We start from the raw sequence: 17,645 nt of genomic DNA, 5'->3' as shown, positions 1-17,645 counted from the left end.
CGGTACCCCCGACAGCCACGCAACCGCCCTGACCCACCGCCCGCGAGTCGCAACGACTCGTGCCGGCGACTCAGCGAATCGCGGGCGTCAGGTGACGGGGACGAGCAGGAACAGGATGAGCCAGGCCACGGGGGCGACCGCGATCAGCGAGTCGAGCCGGTCCATCAGGCCGCCGTGGCCGGGCAGCAGGTCGCCCATGTCCTTGATGCCGAGGTCGCGCTTGATGAGCGACTCGGACAGATCGCCCAGCGTCGCGAACACGACGCCGGCGACACCCAGCACGATGCCCACCCACCAGTCGCCGTCGAGGGCGTACGTGACGGTGGCGATGCCGCTGCCGATGCCGAAGATCAACGACCCGGTGAAGCCCTCCCACGACTTCTTGGGGCTGATCGTCGGCGCCATCGGGTGCTTGCCGAACAGGACGCCGGCGATGTAGCCGCCGATGTCGGACGCGATCGTCGCGACGATGAACGCCACGATGCGCCACGGCCCGTCGTCCTCCTTGAGCATGAGCAGCACGAAGGTGCCCATCAGGTAGAGGTACGACAGGCTGAAGATGCCCGCGCTGGCGTCGCGCACGAAGCCCTCGGCGCCGTCGCTGAGGCGCCACACCATGGTGCCCAGCACCGTCAGCGCCATCGCGATCGACGCGGTCTCCATGCTGCCGAAGTACGAGCCGATCAGCATGATCGTGCCGCCGGTGACCACGGGCAGCACCGGCAGCGCGATGCGGACGGTGCCGAAGGCGCGGGTCAGCTCGAACAGCCCGATCGCCAGGGCGACGGCCACGACGGCGATGAACGCCTCCTTGACCACGAACAGCGAGGCGATCACCATCGCCACCAGGCCCACTCCGACGGCGATCGACGCCGGGAGATTGCGCCCCGCGCGGCTCGTCTTGAGCGCGACGGCGGGGATGACCTCGCCGTCCGGCGTCAGCTCGTCCGCGGAGACGACGGGCGGAGTCTCCTCGTGGGGAGACTCAGACCTCAAGGAGCTCTGCCTCTTTGTTCTTGAGCATCTCGTCGATGACCTCGACGTGCTTCTTGGTCAACGCGTCGAGGCGCTTCTCGGCCCCGGTGTTGTCGTCCTTGCTGATCTCGGAGTCCTTCTCGGCCTTGTCCATCGCCTGCTTGGCGTTGCGACGCACCCCGCGCACGGCGATACGGCCGTCCTCGGCCTTGGACTTGGCCAGCTTGATGTACTCCTTGCGGCGGTCCTCGGTCAGCTCGGGCAGCGTCACGCGCAGCACCTTGCCGTCGTCGCTGGGGTTGACGCCCAGGTCGGACTCGCGGATGGCCTTCTCGATCGCGGGCTTGGCGCCGGCGTCGTACGGCTGGATGATGACGGTGCGCGGCTCGGGCACCTGGAAGCCGGCCAGCTGGTTGAGCGGCGTCTGCTGCCCGTAGTACTCGGCCGTGATCTGGGCGAACATGGCGGGGTGCGCACGGCCCGTGCGGATCGCGGCGAACTCCTCGCGGGTGTGCTCGACGGCCTTGCCCATCTTGCTGTCGGCGTCACGCAGGGTCTGGTCAATCACGATGTTGTCCCATCACAGTAGTTCTGGATCACGGTAGCTGTGGAGCGTGCCCGGCCGCGGCCGCGTGCACGAGTGTTCCGATCTTCTCACCGCGCAGCACGCGCGCGATGTTGCCCTCGCCCTCCATGCCGAACACGATCATCGGCAGGCCGTTCTCCATGCAGAGGGCGAAGGCGGCGGCGTCGACGACCTTGAGCCCCATGCGCAGCGCGTCGTCGAAGGTCAGCTCGTCGAACTTGCGGGCCTCGGGATCGGTGCGCGGGTCGGCCGAGTACACGCCGTCGACACCCGACTTGGACATCAGCACGGCGTCGGCCTTGATCTCGAGCGCGCGCTGGGCCGAGACCGTGTCGGTCGAGAAGTACGGCATGCCCGCGCCGGCGCCGAAGATCACGACCCGGCCCTTCTCGAGGTGCCGGATGGCCTTGCGCGGGATGTACGGCTCGGCCACCTGGCCCATCGTGATGGCCGACTGCACCCGCGTGTCGATGCCCTGCTTCTCGCAGAAGTCTTGCAACGCCAGGCTGTTCATGACGGTGCCCAGCATGCCGATGTAGTCGGCACGCGACCGCTCCATGCCGCGCTGGCTCAGCTCGGCGCCACGGAAGAAGTTGCCTCCGCCGACGACGATCGCGACCTCGACGCCGTCGGCGACGGCCTCGGCGATCTGCTTGGCGATGCCGTTGACGACATCGGGGTCGATGCCGATCTTGCCGCCGCCGAACACCTCGCCCGACAGCTTGAGCAGCACGCGCCTCAGCGGACGACCAGAGGCCGGAACGTCGACATGCTCTGCAGTGGTCACGGTTCCGGCCTCTCGTCGATCAGCGGGTAGTACGGTCGGTGCTGGTCAGGCGCCGATCTCGATGTGGGCGAAGCGCTTGAGCGTCACGCCTGCCTCATCGAGCAGTGCCTTGACCGTCTTCTTGTTGTCCTGCACGGACGGCTGCTCGAGCAGGACGGTCTCCTTGAAGAAGCCGTTGAGACGGCCCTCGGTGATCTTGGCGATCGCCTGCTCGGGCTTGCCCTCCTCGCGCGACGTGGCCTCGGCGATCTCGCGCTCCTTGGCGACGATGTCGGCGGGGACGTCCTCGCGCGTGAGGTACCGGGGACGCATGGCCGCGATCTGCATCGCGACGCTGCGGGCCACGTCGTGACCCGAGTCGCCCTCGAACTCGACGAGCACGCCGACGGCCGGCGGCAGGTCGCTGGCACGACGGTGCATGTAGGTCGCGACCTCGCCGTCGAAGCTGGCGACACGCCCCAGCTCGATCTTCTCGCCGATCAGGACCGCCATGTCGGCGACGGCCTCTCCGACGGTCTTGCCGTTCTCGAACGGCGTCGAGGCGAAGGCCTCGGCGTCGGCGGGACGGGTCTCGTCGGCCTTCTCGGCCAGCTTCTCGGCCAGGGTGACGAACTGCTCGTTCTTGGCGACGAAGTCGGTCTCGGAGTTGAGCTCGACGATCGCGCTGCCGTAGTTGGCGACGAGGCCCGAGGTGGCCTCGCGCTCGGCGCCACGCTTGGCGGCCTTCGCGGCGCCCGAGATGCGGAGCACCTCGATCGCCTTGTCGAAGTCGCCGTCGGCCTCGGTGAGAGCCTTCTTGGCGTCCATCATGCCGGCGCCGGTGGCGTCGCGGAGCTTCTTGACCTCTGCGGCGGTGATAGCCATGTGGTGTTCTCGCTTCTCGTTAGTCGTGGACCGCGGTCACTCGGCAGCGGGAGCGGCAGCAGCCGTCTCCGGCTCAGCGGCCTTCGTGTCGTCGGCCTTGGCCTCGTCGGCCGCAGCGGGCGCCTCCTGGGTCACCGCGGGGGCGGCAGCGGCGTCGTCGGCGGCCGGGACGGCGTCGGCCGTGGTGGCGGCGGCAGCGTTCTCGGCGTCCTTCTTCTCGAGCAGCTCGCGCTCCCAGTCGGCCAGGGGCTCCTCGGCGCCGAGCTCGGCACCGGGCTGCTCTTCACCCGTCTTGGCGCCACCGCGGGCGATCAGGCCCTCGGCGACGGCGTCGGCGATGACCCGCGTGAGCAGGCCGACCGAACGGATCGCGTCGTCGTTGCCCGGGATCGGGAAGTCGACGTCGTCGGGGTCGCAGTTGGTGTCGAGGATCGCGATGATCGGGATGTTCAGCTTCTTGGCCTCGTCGACCGCGAGGTGCTCCTTCTTGGTGTCGACGATCCACACGGCCGACGGCGTGCGGCCCATGTCGCGGATGCCGCCGAGGGTGCGCGAGAGCTTCGCGTACTCGCGGCTCATGCCGAGGAGCTCCTTCTTCGTGCGGTTGCTGCCCGCGACGTCGTCGAAGTCGATCTCCTCGAGCTCCTTCATGCGCTGGAGCCGCTGGTGCATCGTCTGGAAGTTGGTGAGCATGCCGCCGAGCCAACGCTGGTTCACGTAGGGCATGCCGACGCGCTTGGCCTGCTCCTCGATCGGCTCCTGCGCCTGGCGCTTGGTGCCGACGAACAGGATCGTGCCGCCGCGGGCGACGGTGTTCTTGACGAACTCGTACCCGGCGTCGATGTAGGCCAGCGACTGCTGCAGGTCGATGATGTAGATGCCGTTGCGCTCGGTGAAGATGAATCGCTTCATCTTGGGGTTCCAGCGACGGGTCTGGTGCCCGAAGTGGACGCCGCTCTCGAGCAGCTGGCGCATGGTGACGACGGCCATGGTCGTATCTCCTTGTGGCACACGTGTGCCGATTCCTGGTTGACTCACCGCCGGTTGACGGTGACCTGGCGCCTGCCGCATGACGTGACCAACCGCCCAGCAGGACTGGACGGACCAGGGCATCTTCCGCATTCGGCTTTCGCGTCATACGGGGACAGGCGCGCGAATTTCACCTCCGAGGAAGTGAGTGGTGCCAGTCTAGGGCACGGGGACGTCCGGAACGAAATCCACAACGAACGCCGAGAGCACCGGTCGTCCCCAGGCTGTCCGCCGGTCCTGTCGGTGAGCATGCCGGCACGCGTTGCATGGGCGCATGCACCGTGCTCTCGTCGCCGTCGTCGTCTCGATCTTCGTCCTGCTCGCCCCGCAGGCCGCTGTCGGGGCGGCTACCTCCGATCCGTGGTCGTGGCCCCTCGACCGCCACGCCGTCGGCGAGCGCTTCACTCCCCCGCCCGACCGCTTCGGCGCGGGCCACCGCGGTGTCGACCTGGCCGGCAGCGTCGGCGACCCGGTGCGCGCGGTGGCCCCGGGCCGGGTGACGTTCGCCGGGCAGGTGGGCGGTGTGCAGGTCGTGACGATCGACCACGGTCGCGAGCGGTCGACGTACCAGCCGGTCGCAGCCTCCGTCGAGGTCGGCGACGCGGTCGAGGCGCGGCAGGTCATCGGTACGCTGCGGGGCGAGCACAGCCACTGCGAAGGAGCGTGTCTCCACCTCGGACGACGGGTCGGTGACGACTACCTCGATCCCCTCGAGCTGCTCGGCGGAGGCAGGTTCCGGCTCATCAGTCCCGACGGCGCTCCGCCCTCGCCGCCGGCAGGCGCCGGTGGGGACGGCTCGCTCCAGCGTCCGGTCGGCGGCCCCGTCACCTCCCCGTTCGGACTGCGCGTGCATCCCGTCACCGGCGTGCGCAAGCTGCACGACGGCACCGACTTCGGCGTCCCGTGCGGCACGCCCGTGCACGCGGCCGCCGGCGGCACCGTCGTCGAGGCCGGCGACGCCGGGGCCTACGGCACCCGCGTGACGGTGCGGCACCCCGGTGGGCTCGAGACGTCGTACGCGCACCTGTCGTCGACCGCGGCCGGCGTCGGCACCACGGTCGCGGCCGGCGACGTCGTCGGCCGCTCGGGCTCGACCGGGCTCTCGACGGGATGCCACCTGCACCTGATGGTCAGGCGAGACGGAGGTCTCGTCGACCCGATGCAGCTGCTGTGACGCCGGGCCTCAGGCGCGTGGGTGGGCCTGCGTGAAGGCCTTGCGCAGACGCTCGTTGCTCACGTGCGTGTAGATCTGCGTCGTGCCCAGCGAGGCGTGCCCCAAGATCTCCTGCACGCTGCGCAGGTCGGCCCCGCCTTCCAGCAGGTGGGTCGCCGCGGTGTGACGAAGACCGTGCGGCCCGAGGTCGGGTGCACCGTCGACGGCCGCGAGGCGTTCGTGCACGATGCGCCGGACGGCCCGTTGGTCGATGCGACCGCCCCGCGCGCCGAGGAACACCGCGGCACCGCTGCTCGCGACCATCATCTGAGGCCGCCCCGAGGCCAGGTACAGCTCGAGAGCGTCCGACGCCGGCAGGCCGAAGGGCACCGAGCGCTCCTTGCGACCCTTGCCGAACACGCGGACGACCCGCCGCTCGCGGTCGAGGTCGTCGACGTCGAGGCCGACGAGCTCGCCGACGCGGATGCCCGTCGCGTACAGCAGCTCGAGCACGGCCAGGTCGCGCAGGCCGCGCGCCCCGTCGTCGACCAGCGTCTCGGTGGTGGCGTCGATCAGGGCGCGCACCTCGGTCTGGCTCAGCGCGACGGGCAGCTCGCGGTGCGCCTTGGGGCTGACCAGCAACGCTCCGGCATCGGTCGACGCCCGGCCCGTGCGTGCCAGCCACGTCGTGAAGACCCGGGCCGACGTCGACCGGCGTGCCAGCGTGGTGCGCGCCTTGCCCATCGTCTTGAGGTGGGCCAGCCAGCTGCGGAGCACGCGGATCGTCAGGTCGGCCGGGTCGGCCACGCCGACCCGGGCGGCGTGCGAGCCGAGGCTCCCGATGTCGGCCAGGTACGCGCGCACGGAGTGCTGCGAGAGATCCCGCTCGGCGGTCAGGTGGTGCTCGTAGGCGCCCAGCACGGCAGACCAGGCCTCGGTCAGGTCGTCCGGCGTCTCGGAAGTCATCCACGCCAGTGTGACCCATCGGAGCCGTGCGACCGCGGCGCCGACGTCAGCCCGTGTCGGCGCGTCGCACCAGCACCCACCCCGGCCCCTGCCGGGCCGCGAGGTCGTGCCGTTCGAGGACCGCCAGCGCCCTGCGCACGTCGCGCACGGTCGACCTCACGGCGGCCGCGACCTCGTCGGGCGTGCGCGGCACCTGCCAGTCGAGCCCGTCGAGCGCGGCGCGCGTCGCCGGGGGCAGACGGTCGAACTCGGTCTGCTCGGACGGCCCTGCGACCTCGCCCACCCCCAGGCCGCCGACCTCCTCGACGACGTCGGACGCATCCGTGACCAGCACCGCCTTGCCCTCGCGCACCGCGCCGTGGGCACCACCCGAGGCCTTGGACGTGACCGGCCCCGGCAGCGCCATCGTCACGCGACCGAGCTGGTCGGCCCAGTGCAGGGTGTTGAGCGAGCCGCTGCGGAGGGCGGCCTCGACCACGACGGTGCCCACCGTGAGGGCGGCGATGATGCGGTTGCGCGACAAGAACCGGTTCTTGAGCGGCGCCTCGCCCGGCGCCTGCTCGCTGACGACCAGCCCCTCCTCGGCGATGCGGTCGAGCAGGGTCGAGTGCGACCGCGGGTAGTCGACGTCGGCCCCGCACGCGAGCACCGCGACCGTGGGCCGTCCCATCGCCAGTGCCCCGCGGTGCGCGCACCCGTCGATGCCGTACGCCGCGCCGCTCACGACCGTCCAGCCGGCGTCGGTGAGGTCGGCACCGAGGTCGGATGCGCACTCGGCCCCGTACGTCGTGCAGTCGCGGGCACCCACGACGGCGACCGAGTGCTCGACCAGCTGCGCCAGCTGGCCCGGCCCGCGCACCCACAGCCCGAGCGGCGCACCGCTGGTGCCGTGGAGGGGCTCGACGTGGTCGAGGTCGTCGAGCCGGGCGGGCCAGCCCCGGTCGCCCGGGCAGATCCATCGCAGGCGGCCCGCCGCGGCACGGTCGGTGGCGCCCGCCACGAGCCGGTCGAGGTCGTGTCCGCGTTCGCGCCACGCATCGGGCAGCCGCACGTCGGGCAGGGGTGCGCCGCCGCGGATCGCCTCGACGACCCGACCGGGCTCGTGGGCGGCGAGCAGTACCGGCAGCCGCGGGTCACCGGGCTCGGCCACCAGGCTCAGCGCCATCCGGTCGCGCCGGCTCACGACGCCTGCACCAGGTCGCGCATGGCCCCGCCGAGCGCCGTGCCACGCCGCAGGGAGAGCGCGGCGTCGACGTCGTCCGCGTCGGGGACGTCGTGGCCGGTGAGGTCGGCGACGGTCCAGGCCAGGCGCAGGATGCGGTCGGCCGAGCGGGCGTTGAGCTTGTTGGAGCGCAGCTGGTGGTCGACCAGGGCCCTCCCCTCGTCCAGGACGGGCCAGTGCTTGCGCAGCTCGACGCCCGGCACCTCGCTGTTGAGCCGCCACGGGGTGCCGGAGAGGCGCCGGTGCTGGCGCTCTCGGGCGAGGGAGACGTGCTCGGCCAGCTCGGACGTCGACCGCGCGCCGTGCAGCCCCGCGACGAGCTCGGGCCGCGAGATCGCCGTCAGCGACCGGTGGACGTCGATGCGGTCGCGGATCGGCCCGGACAACCGATCGGCGTACCGCCTGCGCATCAGGGGCGTGCAGCGGCACTGGTCGGCCGCCGACGAGCTGAGCCCGCACGGGCACGGGTTCGCCGCGAGCACCAGCTGGAACCGGGCGGGAAACGCCGCTGTCATGGCCGCCCGGGACACCACGACGTGCCCGCTCTCGAGCGGTTGCCGCAGCGCCTCGAGCACGTTGGACGCGAACTCCGGTGCCTCGTCGAGGAACAGCACCCCGTGGTGCGCCAGGCTGAGCGCCCCGGGCCGGATGACCTTGCTGCCCCCGCCGACGATCGAGACCGCGCTGGCGGTGTGGTGCGGGTCGAGGAACGGTGGCCGGACCAGGAGCGGCGAGTCGCTCGGCAGCACGCCGGCCACGGAGTGGACGGCACTGACCGACAGCGACTGCTCGTAGGTCAGGTCGGGCAGCAGGCCCGGCAGCCGCTGGGCCAGCATGGTCTTGCCGATGCCCGGCGGCCCGGTCATCAGGACGTGGTGCCCGCCGGCGGCCGCGACGAGCAGTGCCATGCGGGAGTCCTCCTGCCCGGAGATGTCGGCGAGATCGAGGTGCGCGAGGCGGTCGCCCGACGTCCACGAGATCGAGGGGGTGTCGTCGAGGGGTGGCACCGGCGGGTCGTCCGGCTCTTCCTGCGCCGTCAGGATCGCCACCGTCTGGCGCAGGGACCGCACCCCGACCACCGAGACGCCGTCGACCAGCTCGGCCTCGGGCACGTTGACCTCGGGGACGAACACCCGGTCGAAGCCCGCCTCGGCCGCGGCCAGCGTGGCCGGCAGCACGCCTCGGATGGCCCGCAGGCGGCCGTCGAGCGCCAGCTCGCCCAGGAAGGCCGCACCCTTCAGGTTCTCGGCCGGGATCAGCGACTTCGCCGCGAACACCGCCAGCGCGATGGCCAGGTCGTAGTGCGAGCCGCTCTTCGGGAGCGTCGACGGCGCCAGGTTGATCGTGACGCGCTGATCGGGCCAGGTGGTGCCGGAGTTGGCGACCGCCGAGCGACAGCGGTCGCGCGCCTCGTTGACCATGGTGTCGACGAGTCCGACCAGCACGGTCTGGGGCAGGCCTCCGCCGATGTCGACCTCGACCTCGATCGGCCGGCCCGACAGCCCGTCGAGGGCCACCGAGTGCGTCGCGGCGGCCATCACGCCACCCCGGCGATGCGCTCGACGACCGGTCCGCCCTTCGGCGGCACCACGACCGAGACGACGTCGATGCGCACGCTCGGCGGCGAGACGTCGTGCACCTCGAGCCAGTGGCTCGCGAGCCTGCGAAGACGCGCGGCCTTCTGGCCCGTGACGGCCTCGAACGGGCCACCGTGCTGGCTGGACGTGCGTGTCTTCACCTCGCAGATGACCAGGGTCGACCCGTCACGCGCGACGATGTCGATCTCGCCGTACCGGCACCTCCACTGGGTCGCGAGGACCACCATGCCGAGGCTGCGGAGGTGGTCGGCAGCCACCCGCTCGCCGTAGTCTCCGACGGACTTGCTTCGCTCGTAGGTCATGCCTCCAGCGTCACGTCGCCACCGACCCACCACCAGCACCCGCCCATCCGCCTGTGGACGACCGGCGAGCTGATGCTCACCTGTGGAGAGACGCCTGGCGAGGAGTCAGACCGCTCCCCCGGACGACGACGAGCCGGGATCGGACGAGTTGCCCGGCCGCGACGTGTAGCGTCCGGACAGGCGGCCGGCGCGGACACGACGACCCAACGTCGCGCCGAGCAGCCAGATCATGGTCAGCCCCACGACGAGGGCCGCCGCGGCGATGCCCAGCCCGACCACGACCACGGTCATCGGACCACCCCTCTCGTGCTGCCGCTCAGTCGCCCGAGGGCACCTTGAAGTCGGAGTCCTGCAGCTCCTCGACGTTGACGTCCTTGAACGTCAGCACCTTGACGCTCTTGGCGAAGCGCGCCGGCCGGTAGATGTCCCAGACCCAGGCATCGCTCATGGACACCTCGAAGTAGGCGTCGCCCGTCTCGGAGCGGACCTTCACGTCGACGGCGTTGCACAGGTAGAACCGCCGGTCGGTCTCGACGACGTACTTGAAGATCGACACGACGTCGCGGTACTCGCGGTACAGCGCGAGCTCCATCTCCGACTCGTAGCGCTCCAGGTCTTCCGAGCTCATGCTGTGCCTTCCATTGCTGCCTTGACGTTCACGTAGGTCTTGCGGTGCTGGTCGCACGGTCCGTGCTCGCGCAGGGCCGCCTGGTGGACGGGCGTGCTGTAGCCCTTGTGCGTGGCGAAATCGTACGCCGGGAACTCGTCGTGCAGGCGCACCATCAGACGGTCGCGCGTCACCTTGGCGATGACGGAGGCCGCCGCGATCGACGCGGCGACCCGGTCGCCCTTCCACACCGCGAGCCCGGGGACGCCCAGGCCGTCGACCGGGAAGCCGTCGGTCAGCACGTAGCCGGGACGGATCTCCAGCTTCCAGAGCGCCCGCCGCAGGGCCGCGATGTTGGCCTGGTGCAGCCCGAGCCGGTCGCAGTCGGCGGCGGGGACGATCACGACCGAGACGTCGGCCGCGCGCTGCATGATCAGGTCGAAGCACGCCTCGCGGCGCTTCTCGGTGAGCAGCTTGGAGTCGGCGAGCCCGGGGATCGGACGCTCGAGCACCACGGCGGCCGCGACCAGCGGACCGGCGCAGGCGCCTCGCCCGGCCTCGTCCACGCCCGCGACGGGATGCAGCCCCTGCCGGGCCAGTGCGCGCTCGTAGCCGTAGAGGCCGGCGTCGCGGCGGATCGTCGAGCCCTTGGCCAGACGGGTCATGTGGCGCCTCGCACTACTTGCCGTTGACGGCGTCGAACGTCGAGGGCTTCTTGATGAAGCCGGCGCGGCCGAGCGGCCAGACCCGCACCCACGCCTTGCCCACCACGGCCTTCTCGGAGACCTGACCACCACCGGGGTCGGCCTGGTGGAAGCGCGAGTCGGACGAGTTGCCGCGGTTGTCGCCCATGACCCACAGGTAGCCCTTGCGGACCTTGACCTCGAAGGTGTTGTCCTTCGTCGCCGTCTCGTCGAGCAGGTACGGCTCGTCGAGAGCCTTGCCGTTGACCGTCAGCTTGCCGTCGGTGCAGCAGACCACGGTGTCGCCGCCGACGCCGATGACGCGCTTGATGAGGTGACCGCCCGTCGGGAACAGCCCGACCTTCTCGAGCGCCTCCTGCACGACGTTGCCCGCGTGCTTGGACTCGTCGGCCGGCAGCCATCCCCCCGGGTCGTCGAACACCACGATGTCGCCGCGCTTCACGTCGCCGCCCCAGTACGAGACCTTCTGGACGAGGATCTTGTCGTCGACCAGCATCGTCGGCTCCATCGACTCCGACGGGATGTAGAACGCCTGCAGGAAGAACGTCTTCACCACGATCGCCATGACCATGGCGGTGAGGACCAGAAGGATCGACTCCTGCCAGACGGGGAGCTGTCGCTTCTTCTCGGTCACCCGACGAGCCTAGCCCGAGACCTCGACGGATCGCCGCACGGATGGAACGTGTTCGTGCGAGGCGTGGATCAGGGCTTCGGGACGTCGTCGAAGGCCGATGTGCCGTCGACGAATCCCGCCCGACCGATGGGCCACAGCCGCAGCCAGGCCTTGCCCACGACCGTCGAGTCACGGATGAAGCCGCCGCCCGGATCGCCCATGTGCTGGGGCGAGGCCTCGGAGTTGCCGCGGTTGTCGCCCATGACCCACAGGCGCCCCGCGGGCACCGTGACGTCGAACGGCGTCTCTGCCGTGGACGTGTCGTCCTTGAGGTACGGCTCGTCGATCGCCGTGCCGTTGACCGTCAGCCGGCCGCCCTTGCAGCACACGACATGGTCGCCACCGACCCCGATGACGCGCTTGATCAGGTGGCCGCCGCTCGGGAACAGGCCGATCTTCTCCAGCGACCTCTGCACGACGTTGCCCGGACGCGACGAGTTCTCGGGGCCGAGCCATCCCCCCGGGTCGTCGAACACGACGATGTCGCCGCGCTTCACGTCCCCGCCCCAGTAGGAGACCTTCTGGACGAGGATCTTGTCGTTGACCAGCATCGTCGGCTCCATCGAGCCGGACGGGATGTAGAACGCCTGCACGAACAAGCTCTTGACCACCACCGCCATCACCATGGCGACCACCACCAGGAGGATCGTCTCCTGCCAGACGGGGAGCTTGCGTTTGGTCACCGGCACGCGCAGAGCCTAGCCTGACGCTCCACCAGGGCATGCGTGAGTCACGTCCTGACCATCCAGACGTCGACGGCGTCCTCGCGCTCGACCACGAAGCCGTGGCGCTCGTACAGGCGACGAGCCGCGCTGCCCTGCAGCACGTTGAGACGCATCGGACGTGGGTCGTCCTCTCGCAGCACCTGCTCGAGCACGCGACCGCCCAGTCCTCGTCCCTGGTGGTCCGGACGGATGTAGAGGTGCTCGAACCAGCGCTCGCCCGCCTCGGGACGCACCGCGAACAACCCGACGTCCACGTGCTCGACCTCGATGACGGTGGTGTGCTCGGGCCGGTAGGCATCGAGGAAGCGTCGCCTGACCCGGTCGTCGTCGTAGCGTCCGAGCCGCTCGAGGTCGGGCCGCATCGCGACGGCACGCAGCTCGGCCATCCACGACGCATCGGACGGGACGGCCGCGCGCAGCGTCCAGCTCGCAGGGACGCCAGAAGCCCCCGCCGCGGACGGCGAGGGCTTCGGTGACCGCTGGGTCATGCGTGCGGCGCGACTCAGATGTCGCGCTTCTCCTTGATCTTGGCAGCCTTGCCGCGGAGGTTGCGCAGGTAGTACAGCTTGGCGCGACGCACGTCGCCGCGGATCGCGACGTCGATGTGGTCGATGACGGGGGTGTGCAGCGGGAAGGTGCGCTCGACGCCGACGCCGAAGCTGACCTTGCGGACCGTGAACGTGCGGCCGATGCCGGAGCCCTGGATCTTGATGCAGACACCCTTGAAGACCTGGATACGAGAGCGGCTGCCCTCGATGACCTTCACGTGGACCTCGAGCGTGTCGCCCGGGCGGAAGGACGGCAGATCGGTGCGCAGCGACTCGCTGGCGACCTGGTCGATGAGGTTGGTCATGGTTCTGCTCCTCGCTGGTGCCACAGGTCACCCACGGATGGGTTGGTTCAAAGGGAAAGGATGGCGGTGATCGACGGCTCCCCTGTGGCAGATCCGTCCGGCGCCAAGGGTCAATGTTGCCACAGCACTCGCCTGCGGAGCCAATCGCCTCCTCGCTGCGCAGACCTCGCGCCGGCCGGACGCGGCGATGCGCCCGCCGGGCGTGCCGGCGGGCGCATCGGATCGTGGGACTGACGAGTCGGCTGGTGCTCAGCTGAGGGCGTAGCCCTCCTCGCCGTGCAGCACCGAGTCGATGCCGGCTGCCTCCTCGTCCTCCTTGATGCGGAAGCCGATCGTCTTCTCGATCGCCGTGCCCAGGATGAAGGCGACGACGAAGGAGTACAGACCGACCGCCACGGCGGGGATCAGCTGGACGATGAACTGGTCGAGGTTGCCGCCGCCGGTGAACAGGCCCGTGTCGGTGGCGAAGAAGCCCAGGTACAGCGTGCCGATGACACCGCCGACGAGGTGGATGCCGACGACGTCGAGGGAGTCGTCGAAGCCGAGCTTGAACTTCAGGTCGACCGCGACCGCGCAGACCGCGCCGACGAACAGGCCGAGGACGATCGACCAGATGGGCGACAGGTTGGCGCACGCCGGGGTGATCGCGACCAGGCCGGCGACGATGCCCGACGCCGCACCGATCGAGGTGGCCTTGCCGTTCTTGACGTGCTCGACGACGATCCAGCCGAGCAGCGCGGCAGCGGGGCACACGATCGTGTTGACGAAGATCAGCGTTCCCTGGCCGAGCGCCGTGGCGGCGCCGCCGTTGAAGCCGAACCAGCCGAACCACAGGATCGCGGCACCGATCAGCACGAGCGGCACGTTGTGGGGCTTCTGCAGCTCCTTGCTGAAGCCGACGCGCTTGCCGAGCACCAGGGCGAGGGCCAGGGCAGCCGCACCGGCATTGATGTGCACGGCGGTGCCGCCGGCGAAGTCGATCGTGCTGACGTCGAGCCCCAGGTGCGAGCCGAGCTGGCCGATCCAGCCGGTGAAGGTCGCGCTGCCGTCGTCGTTGACCACGAAGGCGAAGACCCACGAGGCGACCGGGAAGTAGACCAGCGTCGCGAACAGGCCGGCGAAGACCATCCACGGGAAGAAGCGCGCGCGGTCGGCGATCGCACCGGAGATGAGCGCGACCGTGATGATCGCGAACGTGCAGCCGAAGGCGGCGCTCGACAGGCCCACGGCCGCGGCGTCGCCACCCTTGCCGCCGGCGAACGCGTCGGCCGCCAGATCGCTCAGTCCGAAGTCGGAGAAGGGGTTGCCGAGGATCTCGGGGATCCAGTCGGAGCTGGAGCCGTCGACGAAGGCCTGGTTGAAGCCGAACAGCATCCACAGGACGGCGACCAGCCCCATCGCGCCGAAGCTGAGCATCATCATCGAGACGACGCTCTTGGCGCGGACGAGGCCTCCGTAGAAGAAGGCCAGACCCGGTGTCATGAACAGGACCATGGCTGCGGTGATCATCAGCCAGAGGATGGGTGCTTCGGTCATGAATCGATACCTCTCGTGGGGGGCAGGGCATCGGATTCCAGCGACGCTGCTGCGCCCGACGCAGGCCACACTCTGTCGTCGGGAGGTTTTGCGAGCCTTGCCTCGCGATGTCCACGGTGTTACGCGGACCGCGCACGTGTTAATTCGGCGTCACGACGGCGCCCCACGAGCGCACCTGCACCGCCGGCGGGCTCAGTCGAGCAGCTCGGGCCGCCGCTGCCGGGTGCGCTCGAGTGCCTGCTCGCGGCGCCAGGCAGCGATCGCCGCGTGATGGCCCGAGAGCAGCACCTCGGGCACGTCGCGTCCGCGCCACGACGCCGGCTTGGTGTAGACCGGGTACTCCAGCAGGCCGTCGGTGCCGTGCGACTCCTCGACCAGCGACTCCGGGTTGCCCATGAAGCCGGGGATCAGGCGCACGACCGCCTCGATGATCGCGAGCGCGGCGACCTCGCCGCCGTTGAGCACGAAGTCGCCGAGCGAGATCTCCTCGACGCGCCAGCGGGTGCCGGCCTCGTCGATGACCCTCTGGTCGATGCCCTCGTAGCGGCCGCAGGCGAACACGAGGTGCTGCTCGGTGCTGAGCCGCTCGGCGACGCGCTGCGTGAAGGGCGTGCCCGACGGGGTCGGCACCACGACGACGGCCTCGTCGGACGTCAGCGCGTCGAGCGCCTGGCCCCAGGGCTCGGCCTTCATGACCATGCCCGCTCCCCCGCCGTACGGGGTGTCGTCGACGCTGCGGTGCTTGTCGCGGGTGAACTCCCGCAGGTCGTGCGTCGCGATCTGCAGCAGGCCGGAGCTCTGCGCCTTGCCCGCGAGCGAGAGCTGCAGGGCGTCGAGGTAGGCCGGGAAGATCGAGACGACGTCGATGCGCATCTCAGTCACCGACGAGGTCGGACGCGGCGTTCTCGGCGCGCGTCGGGTCGAGCAGGCCCTCGACGTCCTTGACGGTCACGAAGCCGCCTGCGACGTCGACGACGGGGACGAGCTCGGTCACGAACGGGATGAACACCTCGCGCCCGTCGACCTCGACGGTGAGCGTGTCCTGGTAGGGCAGGTGCACCAACCCGGTGACGGTGCCGACGACCGCGGCATCGGTGTCGCTGCGGACCTCGAGGCCGACGAGCTGGTGGTCGTAGAACTCGTCGGGGTCGTCGGGGGTGTCGTCGGGGTCGACGACCGCCTCCAGCACCGTGCCGTGGAGCTTCTCGGCGGCGGTGCGGTCGGGTACTTCCTTGAACGCCACGACCAGGCGTCCGCCGTGGTGACGGGCGGACGCGACGGTCAGCGTGCGAGTGCCACACACGACAGACGAGCCCGGGGCGAAACGCCGCTCGGGCTCGTCTGTGCGGATGTCGACGTTCAGCTCACCGCGGATGCCGTGGGCCCGGCCGATACGGCCGATGACGACCTGCATGTCGATGCCGTCAGCTACGACGGTCGACGTCCACGAAGTCGATGCGTGCACCGCCGCTGCCGGCGATCGCACCCGCGACCTTGCGGATGGCCGTGGCCGTCCGGCCCTGACGGCCGATGACCTTGCCGAGGTCGTCCGGGTTGACCCGGACCTCGAACAGCTCGCCTCCACGCGTCTGCTTGGAGCGGACGGCGACGTCGTCGGGATGATCGACGATGCCGGAGACGAGGTGGTCGATGACCTCGATGAGGGGGGCGGCCACGATCAGGCCTTGGCCTCGTCAGCCGCGTCGGCGACGGGGTCGCCCTGCGCCTTGGCCTCTTCGGCTGCGGGCTCGTCGGCCTTGGCCTCGTCGGCCTTGGCCTCGTCAGCCTTCTGCTCAGCCTTGGGCTCCTCGGCCTTCGCCTCGTCAGCCTTGGGCTCGGCCTTCTTGGCCGCTGCCTTCTTGGTGACGGCGTCGGACTTGGGCTCGCTGTGGAGCTCCTTGAGGGCGTCCTGGAAGATGTCTTCCTTGCTGCGCTTCTCGTCGGCGAACTTCATGGTGTTCTTGCCACCGATGTCGCCGGTGATCTTGAGCAGGGCGGTGACGGCCTCGGTCGGCTGGGCGCCGACTCCGAGCCAGTACTGCGCGCGCTCGCCGTCGATCGTGATGATCGAGGGCTCGGCCTTGGGGTTGTACGTGCCGATCTCCTCGATGACACGGCCATCGCGCTTGGTGCGCGAGTCGGCCACGACGACGCGGTAGAACGGGGTGCGGATCTTGCCCATGCGCTTCAGGCGAATCTTGACTGCCACGAGTGTGGTGTCTCCTCAGATGTGTGTATGTGGGTGATCTGCCGGTTTGGCGTGGGGACACGACCGGCGAGGTCGGTGAGCCGGACGGCACGAAGATGAGAGGGTCTCCGCGCGAACCGGACGCAAGGGGTCATTCTGCCAGACCCGGCGCCTGTGCTCCAATTCGGACCACGACATGGATCCCGGGGGCGCTGTCGAAGCGCGCGCACGGGCCGCCCCGGCGCGCCGCCACGAGGCCCCTTGCCAGCAGCCGGCTCGTCGCGGGGGGCAACCGAGGACGCTGGCAGCTCAGAGCTGTGCGGCCACGTTCCAGAAGTCGGTGTCGGGCTTGTCCATGAGCCGGTAGTCGAAGAACGAGTCGTCGGCGAACGTGATGCGTGCGACCGGCACCCCACCCTGCGCCGTCTGCCCGGTGTCGACGAAGGACACCACGTCGGAGCGAGCGATGATGTGCCCGTGCTCAGGCGGCAGCTGCGAGCCGTTGTAGCCGAAGTCCCACCATGAAACCGATGACGTGCCGATGACGAAGACCCTCAGGTCGGCGGCACGACTGAGGCCGTGCGCGATCGACCCCTCGCCTCCCCCGACGTGGCGAGCCCCGGAGACAGCGGTCGACGCCGCATCCACGGCCTTGCCGAGCAGTCGGTTGGCACCGCTGCCGCCCGAGCCGCCACGCTCGAAGGCGCTCGGGACGACGAGGCAGTGCGCCAGGTACGCGTCTCCGGCCGGCAGCACCTGGTTCATCTCGGCGGCGTAGTCCGGCGGGGTCGGCGTCAGCTTCGAGACGATCTTGTCCATGAATCCCATGCGAGGGCCTCCTCGTGAAGGTGTCTGTATGCCCCCGTACGTGAGAGGA

Annotated in this window: 23 protein-coding genes; 1 reads left to right on the top strand and 22 read right to left on the bottom strand. The window is 70.1% G+C overall.

Going from position 1 to position 17,645, the window contains the following annotated elements:
* Positions 1-87: 87 nt before the first annotated feature.
* From DX116_RS11275 to rpsB, 5 genes are all read right to left on the bottom strand, one after another.
* Complete coding sequence (locus tag DX116_RS11275; protein WP_233556712.1) at positions 88-996, bottom strand: phosphatidate cytidylyltransferase; 909 nt, start codon at positions 994-996, stop codon at positions 88-90.
* Positions 986-1,507, bottom strand: coding sequence for a ribosome recycling factor (gene frr, locus DX116_RS11270; RefSeq protein WP_245343662.1), 522 nt, complete (start codon positions 1,505-1,507; stop codon positions 986-988). The genes DX116_RS11275 and frr overlap by 11 nt, the downstream gene beginning before the upstream one ends.
* Positions 1,508-1,571: 64 nt before the next feature.
* On the bottom strand, positions 1,572-2,348 hold the full coding sequence (pyrH, locus tag DX116_RS11265; protein WP_119704372.1) for a UMP kinase: 777 nt from the start codon (positions 2,346-2,348) through the stop codon (positions 1,572-1,574).
* Between the two features lie 45 nt (positions 2,349-2,393).
* On the bottom strand, positions 2,394-3,212 hold the full coding sequence (gene tsf / locus DX116_RS11260; RefSeq protein WP_119704371.1) for a translation elongation factor Ts: 819 nt from the start codon (positions 3,210-3,212) through the stop codon (positions 2,394-2,396).
* A 36-nt stretch (positions 3,213-3,248) separates the two neighbouring features.
* Positions 3,249-4,202, bottom strand: coding sequence for a 30S ribosomal protein S2 (gene rpsB, locus DX116_RS11255; protein ID WP_119704370.1), 954 nt, complete (start codon positions 4,200-4,202; stop codon positions 3,249-3,251).
* Between the two features lie 313 nt (positions 4,203-4,515).
* Here rpsB and DX116_RS20340 point away from each other — a divergent pair, with 313 nt between their 5' ends.
* The gene (locus tag DX116_RS20340) at positions 4,516-5,415 is read left to right on the top strand and encodes a peptidoglycan DD-metalloendopeptidase family protein (RefSeq protein WP_119704369.1); all 900 of its coding nucleotides are present in this window, start codon (positions 4,516-4,518) and stop codon (positions 5,413-5,415) included.
* 9 nt (positions 5,416-5,424) lie between these two features.
* Here DX116_RS20340 and DX116_RS11245 read toward each other — a convergent pair whose 3' ends face one another.
* The 17 genes from DX116_RS11245 to DX116_RS11165 form a co-directional block, all read right to left on the bottom strand.
* Entirely contained in the window at positions 5,425-6,360 is a 936-nt protein-coding gene (locus DX116_RS11245) for a tyrosine recombinase XerC (protein WP_119704368.1), read from the bottom strand.
* Positions 6,361-6,406: 46 nt separating this feature from the next.
* Complete coding sequence (gene dprA / locus DX116_RS11240) at positions 6,407-7,543, bottom strand: DNA-processing protein DprA (RefSeq protein WP_199716057.1); 1,137 nt, start codon at positions 7,541-7,543, stop codon at positions 6,407-6,409.
* Positions 7,540-9,120 (bottom strand): YifB family Mg chelatase-like AAA ATPase, encoded by a 1,581-nt coding sequence (locus tag DX116_RS11235; RefSeq protein WP_199716056.1) that lies wholly within the window; start codon positions 9,118-9,120, stop codon positions 7,540-7,542. Before DX116_RS11235 ends, dprA begins: the two co-directional genes overlap by 4 nt.
* On the bottom strand, positions 9,120-9,482 hold the full coding sequence (locus tag DX116_RS11230) for a YraN family protein (RefSeq protein WP_119704365.1): 363 nt from the start codon (positions 9,480-9,482) through the stop codon (positions 9,120-9,122). The genes DX116_RS11235 and DX116_RS11230 overlap by 1 nt, the downstream gene beginning before the upstream one ends.
* A gap of 105 nt (positions 9,483-9,587) precedes the next feature.
* Positions 9,588-9,773, bottom strand: a complete 186-nt coding sequence (locus DX116_RS11225) for a hypothetical protein (RefSeq protein ID WP_119704364.1) — start codon at positions 9,771-9,773, stop codon at positions 9,588-9,590.
* A 25-nt stretch (positions 9,774-9,798) separates the two neighbouring features.
* Positions 9,799-10,110: a DUF2469 domain-containing protein gene (locus DX116_RS11220; RefSeq protein ID WP_119704363.1), complete on the bottom strand. Its 312-nt coding sequence runs from the start codon at positions 10,108-10,110 to the stop codon at positions 9,799-9,801.
* Entirely contained in the window at positions 10,107-10,754 is a 648-nt protein-coding gene (locus DX116_RS11215; RefSeq protein WP_119704362.1) for a ribonuclease HII, read from the bottom strand. Before DX116_RS11215 ends, DX116_RS11220 begins: the two co-directional genes overlap by 4 nt.
* A 13-nt stretch (positions 10,755-10,767) precedes the next feature.
* Positions 10,768-11,427: a signal peptidase I gene (gene lepB / locus DX116_RS11210; RefSeq protein ID WP_233556710.1), complete on the bottom strand. Its 660-nt coding sequence runs from the start codon at positions 11,425-11,427 to the stop codon at positions 10,768-10,770.
* A gap of 68 nt (positions 11,428-11,495) precedes the next feature.
* Positions 11,496-12,155: a signal peptidase I gene (gene lepB, locus DX116_RS11205; protein WP_233556708.1), complete on the bottom strand. Its 660-nt coding sequence runs from the start codon at positions 12,153-12,155 to the stop codon at positions 11,496-11,498.
* Positions 12,156-12,196: 41 nt separating this feature from the next.
* A complete protein-coding gene (locus DX116_RS11200; protein WP_119704361.1) occupies positions 12,197-12,679 on the bottom strand; it encodes a GNAT family N-acetyltransferase in 483 nt (160 codons plus the stop codon).
* A gap of 14 nt (positions 12,680-12,693) precedes the next feature.
* Positions 12,694-13,044 carry a 50S ribosomal protein L19 gene (gene rplS / locus DX116_RS11195; RefSeq protein ID WP_119704360.1) on the bottom strand — a complete coding sequence of 117 codons (351 nt, stop codon included), beginning with the start codon at positions 13,042-13,044 and terminating at the stop codon, positions 12,694-12,696.
* A gap of 249 nt (positions 13,045-13,293) precedes the next feature.
* On the bottom strand, positions 13,294-14,580 hold the full coding sequence (locus tag DX116_RS11190) for an ammonium transporter (protein ID WP_119704359.1): 1,287 nt from the start codon (positions 14,578-14,580) through the stop codon (positions 13,294-13,296).
* A 192-nt stretch (positions 14,581-14,772) separates the two neighbouring features.
* Positions 14,773-15,453 carry a tRNA (guanosine(37)-N1)-methyltransferase TrmD gene (gene trmD, locus DX116_RS11185; RefSeq protein WP_119704358.1) on the bottom strand — a complete coding sequence of 227 codons (681 nt, stop codon included), beginning with the start codon at positions 15,451-15,453 and terminating at the stop codon, positions 14,773-14,775.
* Position 15,454: 1 nt separating this feature from the next.
* Positions 15,455-15,994: a ribosome maturation factor RimM gene (rimM, locus tag DX116_RS11180; RefSeq protein ID WP_119704357.1), complete on the bottom strand. Its 540-nt coding sequence runs from the start codon at positions 15,992-15,994 to the stop codon at positions 15,455-15,457.
* A gap of 10 nt (positions 15,995-16,004) precedes the next feature.
* Positions 16,005-16,256 carry an RNA-binding protein gene (locus tag DX116_RS11175; protein WP_119704356.1) on the bottom strand — a complete coding sequence of 84 codons (252 nt, stop codon included), beginning with the start codon at positions 16,254-16,256 and terminating at the stop codon, positions 16,005-16,007.
* 2 nt (positions 16,257-16,258) lie between these two features.
* Complete coding sequence (rpsP, locus tag DX116_RS11170) at positions 16,259-16,789, bottom strand: 30S ribosomal protein S16 (protein ID WP_119704355.1); 531 nt, start codon at positions 16,787-16,789, stop codon at positions 16,259-16,261.
* Between the two features lie 288 nt (positions 16,790-17,077).
* Entirely contained in the window at positions 17,078-17,596 is a 519-nt protein-coding gene (locus DX116_RS11165) for a hypothetical protein (protein WP_119704354.1), read from the bottom strand.
* Positions 17,597-17,645 lie beyond the last annotated feature (49 nt).

Origin of the sequence: Aeromicrobium endophyticum, assembly GCF_003586285.1 — a bacterium.
GTDB classification, from domain to species: domain Bacteria; phylum Actinomycetota; class Actinomycetes; order Propionibacteriales; family Nocardioidaceae; genus Aeromicrobium; species Aeromicrobium endophyticum.
The sequence above is the reverse complement of the archived record's forward strand: the minus strand, read 5'-3'. Positions and strand labels throughout refer to the sequence as shown.